Here is a 15,486-nt window from a genome sequence, read left to right as displayed (position 1 = left end):
GATGGGAAACCGGCGCAGAACACACCTCCACGATGGGGAGGCAACGATAATCCAGTGTTAACGGTAGTTAGCGCCGAGACGGCAGCGGCATTTTTTGGGCAGTAGTGCTGCACTTGCTGTTCCTGAACATGTGAGAAAGCTGCAAGAAGATCTCGTTACGTTAGGATTTTCAGTGGCTGGTAAAGCCGGATGGCGGATTTGGGATTCGCACTAGTTGGGCAGTGAGAGAGTTTCAAATATATGCATCTATGAACCGGGTGGCATGTGTTAGACCAGAAAAGCAGGGTCAACTTTTGCTAGATCAATCAGGAGCGCCCGTAAAAGTAAACAACCTGGACGTATATTTTGATAGCTCTGCAGCCATTGTAGCTAAAGCGGGTAAAGCTCCCTCGGTAAGTGGTTCTACTACTGCTCCTGCCAGTTATTATGTTGATAGTCTCCAGTCTGTAGTTAACGCAGTGAAGTATGATGGTCCAATAAGCGGTGTTGTAAACGAGAAGACTAGAATAGCCATTGAACATTGGTTGGATAATGATTACAGGTGCCCAGTTGTGTTTGAAGCATGGGCGATGAGTCAGGGTGTAAGAAGTAATTTGGCCCCGGCAGGTTGTAATATATGGGCTCATGACAGTTTCACTCCCGGAGCGCCCAGAATTCTAGTTAGAGATTTTTCAGATTATTTTGAGTTTCCTGCCGAGCGAACTCAAATTGATTATCAGTCCGTAGGATATTATCAGTCAGGTAGCTTTGGCGGACCCAATGCTACTAAGGCACATAGTTGGTCCCCTGAAGCTGATATGTCGGTTAAAAATATAACGGGCGCAGCAATCAATCCTTCACAGCTTAATACTCCTGCGTTATCAACATATCGCACGATCCGAGTGGTAGCAGAGGCAGAATGCTTTGGACGTTTTGATGTGTTGAACGCGTGGGATAATGCTTTGATCTCCGCTGGGCCATGCCACTGGACTATGGGGCTTTTTAACAATGGAAAGTATGGGAAAGGGGAGTTTGTTGGATTTATTGCGTATTTAAAGCATAAAAGCAACGAGACGTTCAATAAAGTTTTTGGAAATTTTGGCTTGTATCCGATATATGATTGGGGCGACTCCAGATTGTACGCGGATGATTTGAAGACTTATTCCGGGTGGGTTAAGCTGACAAACGACACTTTTGTTCAGGCCCAGCAAAGTCATGCGGATACAGAGTTTGACGAGTTGTTGAAAACCAAAGAAGAAGCACATTACTTAAAAACATGGCACTGGTTTTATAGAATGGGAATGGCCGGCAGAACATTACAAGATTACAAAACAACTATGTGGTCGATGGCCAAGGTCAGGGTTGCAGATATCATGAAAAAAGAAATTACTTTTCATGTTGGAGCCGCGACCGTAACCAGTACCTTAGGTAAAGTTTTTACTTCGGAAAAATCGGTAGCAATTCTTCTAAGGTGGCATGTCTATCGCCCATCTCATGTCGTAAATGATGACTATGAGAAAATCACGCCAATCGTACAGCAGGCGGTAAATGGAACAGCCGGTGTAAATTGGCAGTCTGCGGTGGCTAGTTGGGGGGACGCGCATGAGGTGGCGCTGACAGAAAAATTGTTGTCGGCTGCTGCTGCTATCAACTCGACGATTACCACAAGTATCGCTTTCGGTGCAACTCAGCCTCAGGGCTCGGTTAGAACTGGTAGAAATACCTTTGTCTTGGAAGTTTAACTATGAAATACATTTTTGCTTTTCTGGTGTTTTCTCCTTTGGCTAGCGCCGCCACTGTAGATGTTTGTGATGCGTCTGGGGGGCGAAGCACTTTATTTCACAATGGTCCGAAGACGGGGATTCGATCGACACGTTATCGAGGCTGAGTGGCGATAAATTTTCAGTTCAAGAAGGAGAAGTAGTTTACAACGGTGATCTCAACGGCGATGGCATAAAAGATTTTATCTTTACTTCCTATGGTAGTGAGGGCTCTAGCAAAGATAAAACATACGGCTTTCTAATTCAGTGTAAAGGTTATTTGAAGTTTGTGGGTGGCGACTATTTTGCTAAGGTAGAGGTGTTAGACAAATCTCCTGAAACTATTAGTGGTTTCAAAGATATACAAGTTTACTCCTATCAGAGAGATGGTGATGGGAATGTTCGTTATAAGGGAAAAGATGCTTTAACCACTCCCCATAAGTGGAGCTTTAATCCGGAATCGAAAAAGTATGAGGGTGAGTCCGAGTAAGATAGTTGAGAAGTGGGGTGGGTTTAATTATTAGGTGGTTTCGCCGTCGATAAATAAGTCTGTCCCATTTCAGCAAAAACATATTATACGGACAATACGCCTAAATAGTTGGAACTATAGAGAAAGTGATGGATTTGTTTGTGGCTACAGCCAGCCTTGCTTATTTGTAAATGGTTCGTGAACTTTTCAGTTGATTAAATAGGGTGGATTTGGTCGTTTGATTTGTCCTGTTTTCTTCTATGTTTAAATGGAATTAGCTATCTATGATTAAAAATATAATTTTCTTGGCATGTTCAGCGTTTTTTGTATCCAGCGTCGCTACCGTTCAAGCAGAACCGTTTTATTCCGCGAAGATATTACAAGCCGACTATTCTGCGGTTCCTAACCTGAGACTTCTAATTAGAATTCAAGATGTAGAAACGGAAGTAATGAGCCTAACGGCTCTACTCGATTGGACTGTATGCGTGCTAACAAGTCAGCTGCTCAGCCTGGGCCAAACCCTTGCTTTTCTTTCGAACTGGATGAGGGAAATGGAAATGTCAGTGTTCTAAAGCAGACTCTGCTAAACGATCCACAGCGGGGAAGCGACCCAATTTATATTGAGTTGCTTTACAAGACGGATCAGACAAAAAATCAATATGGGTGGTTTGATAATAAAACGGTCAAACTAAGAGTTGATGATAATAATGGATTGAATAACTGGGATGCAGATCTACCCCAAAGTTTACCTCAGGTCAAAATAGTGCAAGAGAGCGAAATTTATCAGTTGGTTTTGGCGGATGCGGATGCGCTGCTTAATTCGGCTTACCATGATAAGGCTAATCGTTTAAGTGACGAAAAAAGAACCGCGTTTCGTGAGGTTCAACGAGCCTGGATGAAACTCCGGGATCTCGAGTGCGTAAAGTCTATATATGGTGAGCAATCTGCTAGTTGCTTGATTCGTCTGACCCTAGATCGTGCCAGGGCAAATCGCGGTTGCTCCGCCATCAAAAGTAGCTGAAATAAACTTAAAAACAGTATGTTCCATAATCAAGGATTGAAGAAAGTGAAACGCATTGTTTTAGGATTAAACAGCGTGCTAATCGCGTTAGTGCTACTGCCGGTTTCAGCCGCATTAGCCCAAGACGACTACCAGTGAAATCAGATCTAGCTCGCAGGTTGCCCCCTGTTCCGAGGCTGCAAAGAATTCCGCCGATTCTCAGCTGAATACGAGTTATCACCAACTGATGGCAAGGCTTGAATCTCAATATTCAGTTAATCCGAAATTAGGGGCGGAGTATTCGACGCAGGTAAAGGAATCCCAGCGTGCGTGGATCAAATTACGGGATACGAATTGCACCGTAGAGGCGTTCCAGATTGATTCAGGCAAGCCTGCTCATGTGGCGGTTGTGAACAATTGCATTGCAAAAAATGAGTCGGGAGCGTTCGGCTTATTTGGACGGGATTGCGCCTGAGACTGTGGGCCGTTCAGGCGGTGGGGGCGGGGGAAGTGCTTCGTGTCCATCCTCGGACTTCGCGCAGTTTCTGCCAGCATTTTCCGCCAATGCCGAGTCCCAGAAGCGCCTAACCGCACTGGCGGTGAAAATATTGGTGTTGAAAAGCACCTCGGATCCAGGTCGATTTGAACCGCAAATCACTGCGGAAACAGGCTCCAGTTTGGCGTTTCCGTTGATGGCCGCGATGGAAGGCTGCAACTGAAGGGGTTGAGATCGAAACAGTCGATGACACTCACATGAACGTTGTGGATAAACGGGCCGGTAACAGCAACATCAAGATTTTTAACTTTGCTAAAAAGTCGTGCTGGTCGCTGGTGGGGATTGAGGATTGGTCGATCAGCGAGAAGGAGCTTGTCGCATCCGGTAGACCCGGAATGAGCCGTGTCGAGAACGTCTGTTATCAACGTGCTGAGGGCTTGGGTGGGTTAGGGTTTCTTGAGCAATACCGCCTCACTAAGGAGTTGATTGAAGCGTCCTTGGAAAACTATGTTTGTGCTGCCGAGTCGGGTGATCCCACAGGCGAGTTTGTCGGCGGCAAGATTGAGTCTTTCGCAGATGGCTCCTCAGCTAGAAACCAGCAAGGTTGAGGCGTTGTTTAAAGCGGCAGCGACGACGCTGCCGGACGGGGCGCTGGGTTATGCCACGTATTACTGTAACGGTAACTCCACCGACTATGACGGCCCTTGCTTGCATCCCGAGCAGGCGGAAGAGAAGTTTTTCGTGCGGTTTCCATGGGCTCCACAGATGCGATGAATTATCTGGGTTTTTCTTTTGAGAGTGGTCAGTTAGGAACGACAGATATGTCCCGGGCGTTGGCCTGTTATCAGCTGTCAGCCGACAAAGGTAGCCCGCAGGGTAGCGACGGTGTGAAGCGCTTGGTTTCGCAAGGCTCAGACATAAAGGCCAGCCACTGCCTGTGAATTTCGCTGTGCAGATATAAACGTTGAAGAAGGGGGCGCGAAGCCCCCGTTCTCTATTCGCGAAGTTGCTACACCTTCGTCCGAGGCACCGCCGGATTCGGCGTATCAATATGATCCAGCGCTCGCTCCACCAACAACCGAACCCCATCCGACATTCTGCTGATCGCCAGTGCTACTGAGCGCAGCGTGCCTTCCACGTCGTCGGCCAGGTTGGCGGCGATGGCGCTGATGGACAGCAGGTCTTCCGAGGCGTTGGCCAGGAGGGCTTCGGTGTCGATGTCGGGGGAGACGGTGAAGAGGTTGCCTTTGCGCGGCTTGGGCTTCTCGCTGGGCGGCGGGGCGAAATGGTGGTTGAGGGCGCGTTCGGCGGCTTCGTGGAGTTTCTTCGAATCGAGGGATTCGTAGGGGGATGTGTCTTCGTGTTCTGGTGGATTCGGTGTTGGCTTGATCATTGATGTAGCTCCTGGAATTAAGAGACTGACACCGTTTCGCTTTGCACTTCGAAAGTGGTGGCAGCTGTGCGTTGGTGTGCAAGACCGATCCAGGAACCGGCAGACCCGAAGGTCTCCGACGCACAGCTGCCATAACGATCCGCGAGCATAGGAAAACGCTCGACGAATAGCCATAAGCAATTGTGTACCTGGAGGCGGACTTGCACGTCCGTGTCACCGATTTTGCGGCGACCAACGAGACTATCGGTCGAGCGCAACGCTGCCTAGTTCACGAACAACCCCACGTGCTGAAGGAAACTTCCGATAGCGTCGAGCGTAGAAACACCAAATCTTCCACGCTTTTAAACACACCGTTTCGTCAATGACTTGGTAGTCATCAGCGTCAAAAAGCGCGTCATCTTCTTCTAACGTAACCTGATGCTGTCGTTATCGTCCGAAGCGGCTACACTGCGCCGGCCGTTCACTTTTCTCTTGAGGCTGTGCGCATGAAATTTCGTTTTCTTCTGTGGATGCTGGGTTTGTTGATGGGTAAGGCCAGCCGGACTAATCCTGCGTTTCAGCAGCAGTTGGGTGACAAGGAATTGGTGTTCCAGTTGCAGACCCTGGACGGGAAGGTGGCGCGGCATTTCTTTGTGAAGGACCAGCGGATTACCAGCAAATCGGGTGTGTATGCCGAGCCGGCGTTTGCGATTGCGTTTAAAGATGCGGCGTATGGCTTTGCCACGATGCAGGCGAAGAACAAGCAGTTGGCGTTTATGCAGGGGATTCAGGACAAGTCGATTCAGATCAAAGGGAATCCGGCGTTGGTGATGTGGTTTCAGGGTTGACCAAGTATTTGAAGCCTAGGAAGGCTAAAGCCAAGGCGAAGGCTTGAGTGTTGGGTTGGGGCTGTGACGCAGAGCGTCACGGGATGCGTTACCACGCAGAGCGTGGGAACGATCAAGAGCTGAGTGTTTGACCCTGTGGTGATTCAGTTGGATCGGCGGGGGATTCATCGCGGGCAAGCCCGCTCCCACAGGGATCACCTCAATCCTGTGGGAGCGGGCTTGCCCGCGATGCTGTAGGCCTGGCTGAACTGCGTAGCCAGTTCACGCAGCAGGACTTCGGCTTCGAGGACTTTGGTGACGACGTCGTTGGCTTTTTCGCGGCTCAGGCCGACGCGTTCGAGCAGGGCGTCGGGGATGTCTTCATCCGGGCCGGAGCCGATGCCGCGGCCGCGTAGCAGGCGCACGGCCAGGCAGACGAGGTTCGGGTATTCGGCGTAGTCGCCGTCGTAGTGCGGGTCGTGTTGGAAGCGCAGGGCGGTGGCGAGTTCTTCGGGCATGTCCCAGTAGCGCATCAGCCATGAGCCGATCTGTTCGCGGCTGATGCCCAGCAGGTGTTGCTCGACATAGCTGTGGCACTAGGTGCTGGTTGACTTCCAAGTGGCGGCAGATCAGCGAGAAGTGCGGCGGGAAGACGTGGGCCAGCAGCAAGTAGCCGAAGTTATGCAGCAGGCCGGCGAGGTAGGTCAGGCCGGCTTCCGGGCGCTGGGCGCGCGGCATGGCGCGGGTCAGGCCTTCGATGACGGCGGCGGTGTAGATTGACTGCTGCCAGTACGGCGTGGCGTGTTGCGGGTGGTCTTTGGGCAGGCTCAGGGTTTTGCCCAGGGCCAGGCCCAGTGCGAGGTTGATCACCAGGTCGAAACCCAGGACCCGCACGATCGCATCTTCCACCGAACGAATCTTGCCCGGCGAGGCGTAGTACGGCGACGCGGCCCAGCTGACGACTTGTGCCGCCAGCGCCGGGTCGGTTTCGACGACGCCGGTGATGTCGTCGATGGTGGCGTTGGGGTCGACGCGCAGCTTGATGATTTTCTGCGCGGTCTCGGCCAGCGGCGGAATCTCGATGGTCTCTTCCAGGCGTTGCTGGATGCGTCGTGCGGTGAACACTTGAACGGCCTGGGTGATTTCCTTGCGGTCATCGTCGGGGCGGTCGAGGTTGGGGCGGATGCTGGTCAGGTTCTCGCCGAAGTTGGCGGCGCTGGCCTTGGTCAGCATGGTCTTGAAATCTTCGCTGGTGATTTCCAGCAGCAGGCCCGGCTCGCCCGAGTTGATCAGCAGCTTCGGTTCGCGCAGCAGGCTTTCTTCGTACAGGCACGGCGAACTGGTCAGCGCCGGCAGACCGGGCAGCAGGCTGAGGCTGTGTTTGCCGAGCATCTTCACCAGGCGTTCGGTGGGCACGGCAGGTGAGGCGGCGGCCGGTCAGTTCGGCGAGGCGATTGAGGTCCAGCAATTGGCTTTGCGGGAACAGCACCATCAGCGCGCCAACGGCGTCATCCAGCAACACGGCTTGTACTTTGCGCGAGGCGTTCAGGCCGTGGTGGTCCAGCACTTCTTCGTAGGCAATCCCCAATTTGCCCAGCAGCAACCGAATAACAGACGGAGCGTGCAGGGGTTCTGGGGCGAGGGCAGCTTCAGTCATGGTCTGTATCCGTATTCAAACAATCGCAGGAGTATAACCAGCTTGTTTAAAAGCATCGTCCACAAACTGCGACGGTGCTCACACTTGGCCGTATTGCTGCCCATGGCGCAACCAGCGGTCGAGCAGCGGGCTGACGTGGTCCGGCCAGCGCTCCAGCAATGCCTGGGCGGCGTCGCGCACGGCGGGCAATAGATCGGCGTCGCGCATCAGGTCGGCGACCTTGAATTGCAGCAGGCCGGTCTGGCGCGTGCCGAGCATTTCGCCGGGGCCGCGCAGTTCGAGGTCTTTTTCGGCGATGACAAAACCGTCGTTGGTTTCACGCATGATACCGAGGCGCTGACGACCGATTTGCGACAGCGGCGGATGGTAGAGCAGCACGCAATGGCTGGCGGCGCTGCCCTCGACCGACGGCCGCGCAGTGGTGCAATTGCGCGAGGCCGAGGCGCTCGGGGTTTTCGATGATCATCAGGCTGGCGTTCGGGACGTCGACGCCGACTTCGATCACGGTGGTGGCGACCAGCAGTTGCAGGTTGCCGGCCTTGAATTCGGCCATCACGGCGGCTTTTTCCACCGGCTTCATGCGGCCGTGGATCAGCCCGACCTTCAACTCGCCGAGGGCGGCGGTGAGGTCTTCGTAAGTGGTTTCGGCGGCCTGACAGGTCAGCTCTTCCGATTCTTCAATCAGCGTGCACACCCAATAGGCCTGGCGCCCTTCAGCGCAGGCTACCGCGCACCCGTTCGATGACTTCAACGCGCCGGGTGTCGGTGATCAACACGGTGTTGACCGGCGTTCGACCGGGCGGCAGTTCGTCGAGGATCGAGGTGTCGAGGTCGGCGTAGGCACTCATGGCCAGCGTCCGTGGAATCGGTGTCGCGGTCATGATCAGCTGATGTGGACACATGCGCCCACCGACACCTTTCTGCCGCAGCGCCAGACGCTGCTGCACGCCGAAGCGGTGCTGTTCGTCGATGATCACCAGCGCGAGGTTCTTGAACTGCACTTCGTCCTGGAACAGCGCGTGGGTGCCGACCACCATCGGCGTGCCGCTGGCGATCTGTTCCAGCGCGGCGACGCGGTTCTTGCCCTTGAGCTTGCCGGCCAGCCACGCGACTTCGATGCCCAGCGGTTCGAGCCAGCGCTTGAAGGTGATGAAGTGCTGCTCGGCGAGGATCTCGGTGGGCGCCATCAGCGCCACCTGATAACCGGCCTCCAACGCTTGCAGCGCGGCGAGGGCGGCGACCACGGTTTTGCCCGCGCCGACGTCGCCCTGAATCAGCCGCAGCATCGGCTCGTGCTGGCTCAGGTCGTAGGCGATTTCGTTGCCGACCCGTTGTTGAGCGCCGGTCGGTGCGAAGCCGAGATTGGCCAGGTACTTGGCCGGAAGTTGGGTGGCTTTGGGCATGGCCGGTGCGCGCAGGGAGCGCATGCTCTCGCGCAGCCGCTGCTGGGACAGTTGATGGGTCAGCAGTTCTTCGAAGGCCAGACGGTTGCTGCGCCCAGTGATGACCGAGGGCGAGTTCGTCGACGTCGGCATCGGCGGGCGGGTGATGCAGGTAGCGGATCGCATCGGCCAGCGGCGCGAGTTGATAGTCGCGAGCCAGTTCGGTCGGCAGCCAGTCGGGCAGGCTGGTCGGGCCGAGCATCGTCAGGGTCTGCATGCATAACTGGCGCAAGCGTTGTTGAGTCAGGCCTTCGGTGAGCGGGTACACCGGGGTCAGGGTTTCATCCACCGGCGGCGGTTCGTCACCGGTAATGGCGCGGTATTCCGGGTGGTAGATTTCCAGCCCCGAGGCGCCGGGCCGCGCTTCGCCGTAGCAGCGAATCCGCGTGCCGCGTTTGAGGCCTTCTTCTGCGCGTTGCTGAAATGGTAGAAGCGCAGGCTGAGCCCGCCGGTGCCGTCTTGCAGGCGCACGACGAGGCTGCGGCGACGGCCCATGACCACGTCGGCGCCGCTGACGGTGCCTTCGATCACGGCGTCTTGCCCCGGTCGCAAATGGCCGATCGGGACCACACGGGTGCGGTCCTGATAGCGCAGGGGCAGGTGAAACAGCACGTCCTGAAGATTCTCCAGGCCGACCTTGGCCAGCTTCTCGGCCATGGCCTCGCCGACACCCTTGAGTGCCGTCACCGACACTTGCGACAACTCGGTCATGACAGCAACTTACGCCGCCACCACCGGCACGGACGGCTTGGCCACCGAGCACAGGCGAATGGAGTCAGCGAGGATTTCAATCGCCTTCGGCCGCGGGAAGCTGGCGCGCCAGGCGATGGCCACGGTGCGGAACGGCACCGGCGGCGTCAGTGGGCGCACTTCGATCACGCCGGGGGCGTAGTGATGGCTGTCGACAGCCGACAGCGGCAGGATCGAGATGCCCAGGCCGGAGGCGACCATGTGGCGGATGGTTTCCAGGGAGCTGGATTCCACCGTGGTGTGCTTGGCGCCGTCGTTGCCTTTGGTCAGGGTCGGGCAGGCTTCCAGCACTTGATCGCGGAAGCAGTGGCCTTCGCCGAGCAGCAGCAGGCTCTTGTCGTTGAGCAGGCTGGCGTCGATGGAGTCTTTTTGTGTCCACGGGTGCTGGGCCGGCATCAGGACGTAGAACGGTTCGTCGTAGAGCGGCAGGGTCAGCACGTCGGCTTCGTTGAACGGCAGGGCGATGATGATCGCGTCGAGCTCGCCGTTGCGCAGTTTGTCGCGCAGCACGTGGGTGAAGTTTTCTTCGATGTACAACGGCATCTGCGGGGCGACCCGGTGCAGTTGCGGAATCAGGTGCGGGAACAGGTACGGGCCGACGGTGTAGATGGCGCCGACTTTCAGCGGGGCGGTCAGCTGGTTCTTGCCGGCCTGGGCCAGTTCGCGGATGCCTTGGGCTTGCTCCAGGACTTTTTGCGCCTGGGCCACGATGCCTTCGCCGACCGGGGTCAGGCGCACGGCGCTTTTGCTGCGCTCGAAAATCAGCACACCGAGTTCGTCTTCAAGCTTTTTCACGCCCACCGACAGGGTCGGCTGGCTGACGTGGCAACGCTCGGCCGCGTGGCCGAAATGCTGCTCTTGGGCGAGGGTAACGATGTAGCGTAATTCTGTGAGAGTCATAGCAAGCGTCCATGAAGTTGCGCGCCAAGCATAACGGCTGCAATCGATAGACGCACGTTATCAGAGTGAGTGTGTTGAGTGACACCGGGTAATGCAGGTTTGCCGCTGGCAGATACGCAAAAGGCACCTTTCGGGTGCCTCTATGCTGAGATCGCGGATCTTTGAAGTAAGGATGACCCTGTGGGAGCGGGCTTGCCCGCGATGAGGCCATCACATCCAACATCGTTGTTGACTGTTACATCGCTATCGCGGGCAAGCCCGCTCCCACAGTGTTTTGTATTACATCTTAACGTCGGCGTTTTTCCAGCGAGTACAGGAACGGTGCCGTGATTTCGATGGTGCCGTTGGTGAGCATGTCGGCCGGTGGCTTGGGCAGCGGTTGGGCGCGGCGGATCATTTCCAGGGTCGCCCGGTCCAGATCGGCAGTACCGGAGCGACCCACCAGTTCGAACGACAACACGTTGCCTTCACCATCCACGACGAAGCGCAGACGGTTGGTGCCTTCCTTGCCCCGCTGCTGCGCACTGGCCGGGTACTTTTTGTACTTGCCCAGGTGAGCAAGCAAAGTGCCTTCCCAGCTGGCTTTGGCAGCCTGCTGTGCGAGGCGATGGACCCGGTGCCGGTTGTGCGGATTTCTCGGTCGGGGGGGGTTTTTTTTTTTGGGGGGGGGGGGGGGTGCCTGGGTCGGCTGCGCGTCGCTCGGTTTTTCCTCGGACGGTTTTTCCTTCGGCGGCTCCGGCTTTTTCTCCACAGGCTTGGGCGGTTGCGGCTTGGGCTTGGGTTTGACCGGCCGGCACGGCAATCTCGGCCTTCGGCGCTTCAGCGAGCTTCGGGATCGGCAGCTCTTCCACCGGGGCCGGTGGCTGTGGCGGTGTGACGACCTTGGGCGGTGCAGGCGGTGGCGGTGCCGGGACCGGTGCCAACTCGACCAGCATTGCCTGCGGCGGCAATTGGATCGGCGGGCGCGACGTCCAGTTCAGCGCCAGCGCGATGGCCAGTGCGTGAACGCCCAGCACCACGGCCAGGCTACCGCTGTAACGCGTCAGCTTATGGCGCGTCGTGGTCATTTCTTGACTGCCGACTCAAGCCCGACCAGGCCTACCTTCAGGTAACCGGCTGAACGCAGGTTGTCCATCACGCTCATCAGGTCGCCGTAATCCACGCCTTTATCGGCCTGGAAGAAGATCGTCGTGTCTTTCTTGCCCTTGGTCTTGGCGTCGAGTGTGGCGCCGAGTGCCTCGGCCTTCACTTCGTTTTCGCCGAGGAACAGGCGCTGGTCAGCCTTGACGCTCAGGAATACCGGCTTCTCCGGCCGTGGCGCCGGCTTGGCGGTGGAGGCGGGCAGGTCAACCTTGATGTCCACGGTAGCCAGCGGTGCTGCCACCATGAAGATGATCAACAGCACCAGCATCACGTCGATAAACGGCGTGACGTTGATTTCGTGGTTCTCGGCCAGATCGTCGTCTGCGCCTTCTTTCAAATGCAAGCCCATGGCTGATTACCCTACTTTGACCATGTGCGGTTGCGTGGAACGCTCGGTGGTCGGCAGGTGATCGAGGTCGCGGCTGACCAGCAGCAGGACTTCAGCCGAGGCATCGGACACTTGGGCCTTGTAACCGGCGATGGAGCGGGCGAAGACGTTGTAGATGACAACGGCCGGGATCGCGGCAACCAGGCCCAGCGCGGTCGCCAGCAGGGCTTCGGCGATGCCGGGAGCCACAACAGCGAGGTTGGTGGTCTGGGTTTTGGCGATGCCGATGAAGCTGTTCATGATGCCCCACACGGTACCGAACAGACCCACGAACGGCGCGGTGGAACCGATGGTGGCGAGGACGCCGGTGCCGCTGCTCATGTTGCGACCGCAGGCGGCCACCAGGCGCTCGAGACGGAAGGCAACGCGTTCCTTGATGCCTTCTTCTCGCGGCTGTTGACCGACAGGCGCATTTCTTCCAGGGCGTCGTGGACCAGCAGGTTGGCGAGGGTGCCTTCCTTGGTCGCCGAAGCGCTGGCTTCTCTGAGCGTGGTGGCTTTTTTCAGGTGGACGATTTCGGTGCGCAGACGACGCTTGGCGCCCATCAGCTCCAGGCCCTTGGCGATCCAGATCGTCCAGGTGATGATCGAGGCGATCGGCCAGGCCGATCATCACGATTTTTACGATGATGTCGGCGTTCTGGTACATGCCCCATGGCGACAGGTCGTGGGCCATGCCCAGGGTGTTGTCGGCTTCGAGCACTTCAGGAACGTCTGCTGCATCGACAGCTTGAACCGGGTCGGTCGCGGCAGGAGTGGCGGCCGGGGCTGCGTGATCGGCTGGCGCGGGGGCTACGGCGGCGGCCGGAGTGGCTGGCGCTTGTGCATCAGCGAAGGCGGCGGTCGGCGCCAGCATCACGCTCAGCAACAGAGCGGCCACTGCACTCCAGGCGCGAGGGCGTTTGGTTGGCGAAGCGGGGAATTGATTGCGTGTCATGCTGGCCGGACCTGAGAGATAAAGACGGTGAGTGTTCTTCCAGGCCTCGAGGGGCCGAGAACAAAAGTGGCGTGCATTATTGCAAGTAATTCTTGTTAACAAAAGTAATAGAGTCTCTTTTTTTCCTGCATTGCTAGCCGCTCGTCCTGTACCGGCGGTAGTCTGTGGCTTTCCGATGGGAGTTTTCTGATGTCCGCACCCTCTGTTCTGATCGCCGGTTGCGGTGATGTCGGCAGCCGCTTGGCCACCCAACTGCTGGTTTCGGGGTGGGAGGTTCACGGCTTGCGGCGTGATGTCTCGCGCTTGCCCGAGGGTGTGATTGGCGTGGCCGGCGACTTGTTCAACAAGGATTGCCCCGCGACCTGGCCAATGGTGCGGTGGATTACCTGGTGTATTGCGCGGCTGCGACCGATCACGATGAAGCCGGTTACCGCGCGGCGTATGTCCAGGGTTTGAAGCATGTGCTGGAGTGGCTGGACGACTACGGGCAGGCGCCTAAACGCCTGTTGTTCGTATCCAGCAGCAGTGTGTACGGCCAGCAAAAGGGCGAGTGGATCGATGAGACTTCGCCAGCTGCAGCGGTCGGCTATTCCGGGCAGGTGATGCTTGAAGCCGAGCAAGTGGCCCTGAACAGTGGCATCCCGGCCAGTATCGTGCGCTTGACCGGCATCTACGGCCCGGGCCGTGAATGGTTGCTGACTCAGGTTCGCCGCGGTTATCGCGTGGTGACCGAGCCGCCGTTGTACGCCAACCGCATCCATGCCGACGACGCAGCCGGGCTGCTGGCGTGTCTGCTTGAAGCGGACCACCGCGGCGTGGCGCTGGATGATGTGTACATCGGCGTCGACGATGCGCCGGCAGCGCTGGCGGATGTGGTGGGCTGGTTGCGCGAATATCTGGGTGTGACCGAATGGGCAGAAGACGCCAGCGTGCGCCGCACCGGCAGCAAGCGTTGCAGCAACGCCCGGGCGAAGACGTTGGGCTGGACGCCGAAGTATCCGAGTTATCGCGAGGGTTATGCCGCGATCCTTGAGGGGCCAGGGCTAACGCCACATACAACTGTGGGAGCGGGCTTGCCCGCGATGGCGGCGTAACAGTCAACCTGGATGTTGAATGTTATGACCTCATCATGGGCAAGCCCGCTCCCACAGGGTTATCTTTTGGCTTCAGATCCGGGTTACTGCTTTTCCAGCACCCACTTGCGATCACCCGGCGTGAACGAAGGCATCTCGTCCGCCTGTGCCGCGTTCATCGTCTGGAAAATCTCCAGTTCGTCGCCCTTGCGAGCGAAGATCCAGGTATTGCCCTGACCGTTCAACTGCAACCAGATATTGTCGTTGCCGCCGCTCATCGACGCGCAATCACCGGCCAGGCACAGGGCATAGCGGTCTGCGCCGGGCAGGCCGGCAACCTGGCCGTCCGCCTGGAATTGCACGGTATTGCCTTCGCCGGGGCCGCTGACGATTTTCCAGCTGCCGCCCATGTAGGCCGAGTACAGCGAACGTTCGAAGCTCGCGCCAATCGGTGCGCCCTCCGGAACCTGAATCTGCGCGCGGTCGAAGACTTGCGCAGGCTCATTGTCACTGGCGATCTGGCTCAGTCGCTTGCCGTCACGCTTCAGCTCGCTGGCGGAGCTGCCATAAAAGTCGACTTTCCAGGCGCCGGACTGTTCGCCCAGCAGCTTGCCTTCGACATTTTCAAATCCGTTGGTGTAGCGGGCCTGTCCGGCCTTGGTGTTGATGTCCCATTCCAGGTTCGGGCCATAGGCCTGGAGCGCTTCACGCAGGGGGCCGCCTTTGGCTGCAGCGTCGATCGCCACCTGATTGATCCAGGTGCCGCTGACGTCACGGTCGGCAGGGTTGCTGGCACAACCGCCCAAGAGTAGGGCGACCAGCGAGAGAGCTAGCGCTTGGCGCATGGTGGAATCCTTTCAAAACAAGATCGGCGCAGCCTTTTGGGGCTGCGCCGTGCATATTACTCGATGACCAGAATGGCGTCCATCTCAACCTGCGAACCCTTTGGCAGGGCAGCCACGCCGATGGCGGCGCGGGCAGGGTAAGGCTGGTCAAAGTACTTGCCCATGATCTCGTTGACCTTGGCGAAGTGGCTCAGGTCGGTGAGGAAGATGTTCAGTTTGACGATGTCCTTGAACGAACCGCCCGCCGCTTCGGCCACGGCCTTGAGGTTCTCGAACACCTGGACGGTCTGGGCTTCGAAGCCTTCAACCAGTTCCATGGTTTTTGGGTCCAGAGGAATTTGACCCGACATGTAAACAGTGTTGCCAGCCTTGATCGCCTGGGAGTATGTACCGATAGCGGCCGGGGCCTTGTCGCTGGTGATAACAGTCTTGGTCATGAATGACTCCTT

7 protein-coding genes and 7 pseudogenes are annotated in these 15,486 nt (G+C 57.2%); 5 read left to right on the top strand and 9 right to left on the bottom strand.

The genetic code is table 11. From position 1 onward, the window contains the following. Positions 1 to 293 precede the first annotated feature (293 nt). The 3 genes and pseudogenes from AB4N76_RS13375 (at position 294) to AB4N76_RS13365 (ending at position 4,645) form a co-directional block, all read left to right on the top strand. Positions 294 to 1,721, top strand: coding sequence for a hypothetical protein (locus AB4N76_RS13375; protein ID WP_460164537.1), 1,428 nt, complete (start codon positions 294 to 296; stop codon positions 1,719 to 1,721). Between the two features lie 968 nt (positions 1,722 to 2,689). Then, positions 2,690 to 3,229, top strand: coding sequence for a lysozyme inhibitor LprI family protein (locus AB4N76_RS13370; RefSeq protein WP_460164536.1), 540 nt, complete (start codon positions 2,690 to 2,692; stop codon positions 3,227 to 3,229). 45 nt (positions 3,230 to 3,274) lie between these two features. After that, positions 3,275 to 4,645, top strand: a pseudogene (locus tag AB4N76_RS13365) (lysozyme inhibitor LprI family protein). 68 nt (positions 4,646 to 4,713) lie between these two features. On the opposite strand, the gene AB4N76_RS13360 reads toward AB4N76_RS13365, so the two are convergent. Continuing rightward, positions 4,714 to 5,097, bottom strand: a complete 384-nt coding sequence (locus tag AB4N76_RS13360; RefSeq protein ID WP_077431026.1) for a DUF6124 family protein — start codon at positions 5,095 to 5,097, stop codon at positions 4,714 to 4,716. Positions 5,098 to 5,582: 485 nt separating this feature from the next. On the opposite strand from AB4N76_RS13360, the pseudogene AB4N76_RS13355 reads away from it, so the two are divergent. Then, positions 5,583 to 5,971: pseudogene (locus AB4N76_RS13355) on the top strand (helicase). A 147-nt stretch (positions 5,972 to 6,118) separates the two neighbouring features. Here AB4N76_RS13355 and AB4N76_RS13350 read toward each other — a convergent pair. From AB4N76_RS13350 to exbB, 6 genes and pseudogenes are all read right to left on the bottom strand, one after another. Continuing rightward, a pseudogene (locus tag AB4N76_RS13350) lies at positions 6,119 to 7,560 on the bottom strand (aminoacyl-tRNA deacylase and HDOD domain-containing protein). Positions 7,561 to 7,638: 78 nt separating this feature from the next. Continuing rightward, positions 7,639 to 9,713: pseudogene (gene recG, locus AB4N76_RS13345) on the bottom strand (ATP-dependent DNA helicase RecG). A gap of 9 nt (positions 9,714 to 9,722) precedes the next feature. After that, positions 9,723 to 10,652 (bottom strand): hydrogen peroxide-inducible genes activator, encoded by a 930-nt coding sequence (locus tag AB4N76_RS13340; RefSeq protein ID WP_077431029.1) that lies wholly within the window; start codon positions 10,650 to 10,652, stop codon positions 9,723 to 9,725. 286 nt (positions 10,653 to 10,938) lie between these two features. Continuing rightward, positions 10,939 to 11,719, bottom strand: a pseudogene (locus AB4N76_RS13335) (energy transducer TonB family protein). Then, complete coding sequence (exbD, locus tag AB4N76_RS13330; protein ID WP_077431031.1) at positions 11,716 to 12,144, bottom strand: TonB system transport protein ExbD; 429 nt, start codon at positions 12,142 to 12,144, stop codon at positions 11,716 to 11,718. Before exbD ends, AB4N76_RS13335 begins: the two are co-directional and overlap by 4 nt. A gap of 6 nt (positions 12,145 to 12,150) precedes the next feature. Beyond that, positions 12,151 to 13,119 (bottom strand): annotated as a pseudogene (gene exbB / locus AB4N76_RS13325) (tonB-system energizer ExbB). A gap of 189 nt (positions 13,120 to 13,308) precedes the next feature. Here exbB and AB4N76_RS13320 point away from each other — a divergent pair. Continuing rightward, a pseudogene (locus AB4N76_RS13320) lies at positions 13,309 to 14,213 on the top strand (SDR family oxidoreductase). 83 nt (positions 14,214 to 14,296) lie between these two features. On the opposite strand, the gene AB4N76_RS13315 reads toward AB4N76_RS13320, so the two are convergent. Together AB4N76_RS13315 and AB4N76_RS13310 are read right to left on the bottom strand one after the other, a co-directional pair. Beyond that, positions 14,297 to 15,037: a hypothetical protein gene (locus AB4N76_RS13315; protein ID WP_046030692.1), complete on the bottom strand. Its 741-nt coding sequence runs from the start codon at positions 15,035 to 15,037 to the stop codon at positions 14,297 to 14,299. A gap of 56 nt (positions 15,038 to 15,093) precedes the next feature. Beyond that, positions 15,094 to 15,474, bottom strand: a complete 381-nt coding sequence (locus AB4N76_RS13310) for a RidA family protein (protein WP_003229509.1) — start codon at positions 15,472 to 15,474, stop codon at positions 15,094 to 15,096. Between the last annotated feature and the right edge of the window lie 12 nt (positions 15,475 to 15,486).

Source organism: Pseudomonas sp. S2_F03 (assembly GCF_054668335.1).
This window is presented reverse-complemented; position numbering and strand designations above follow the sequence as displayed.

Excerpts from the sequence above, each read along its gene's own strand:
- AB4N76_RS13360 (WP_077431026.1), bottom strand. The coding sequence starts at position 5,097 with ATGATCAAGCCAACACCGAATCCACCAGAACACGAAGACACATCCCCC.
- AB4N76_RS13315 (WP_046030692.1), bottom strand. The coding sequence starts at position 15,037 with ATGCGCCAAGCGCTAGCTCTCTCGCTGGTCGCCCTACTCTTGGGCGGT.
- AB4N76_RS13370 (WP_460164536.1), top strand. The coding sequence starts at position 2,690 with ATGCGTGCTAACAAGTCAGCTGCTCAGCCTGGGCCAAACCCTTGCTTT.
- exbD (WP_077431031.1), bottom strand. The coding sequence starts at position 12,144 with ATGGGCTTGCATTTGAAAGAAGGCGCAGACGACGATCTGGCCGAGAAC.
- AB4N76_RS13310 (WP_003229509.1), bottom strand. The coding sequence starts at position 15,474 with ATGACCAAGACTGTTATCACCAGCGACAAGGCCCCGGCCGCTATCGGT.
- AB4N76_RS13340 (WP_077431029.1), bottom strand. The coding sequence starts at position 10,652 with ATGACTCTCACAGAATTACGCTACATCGTTACCCTCGCCCAAGAGCAG.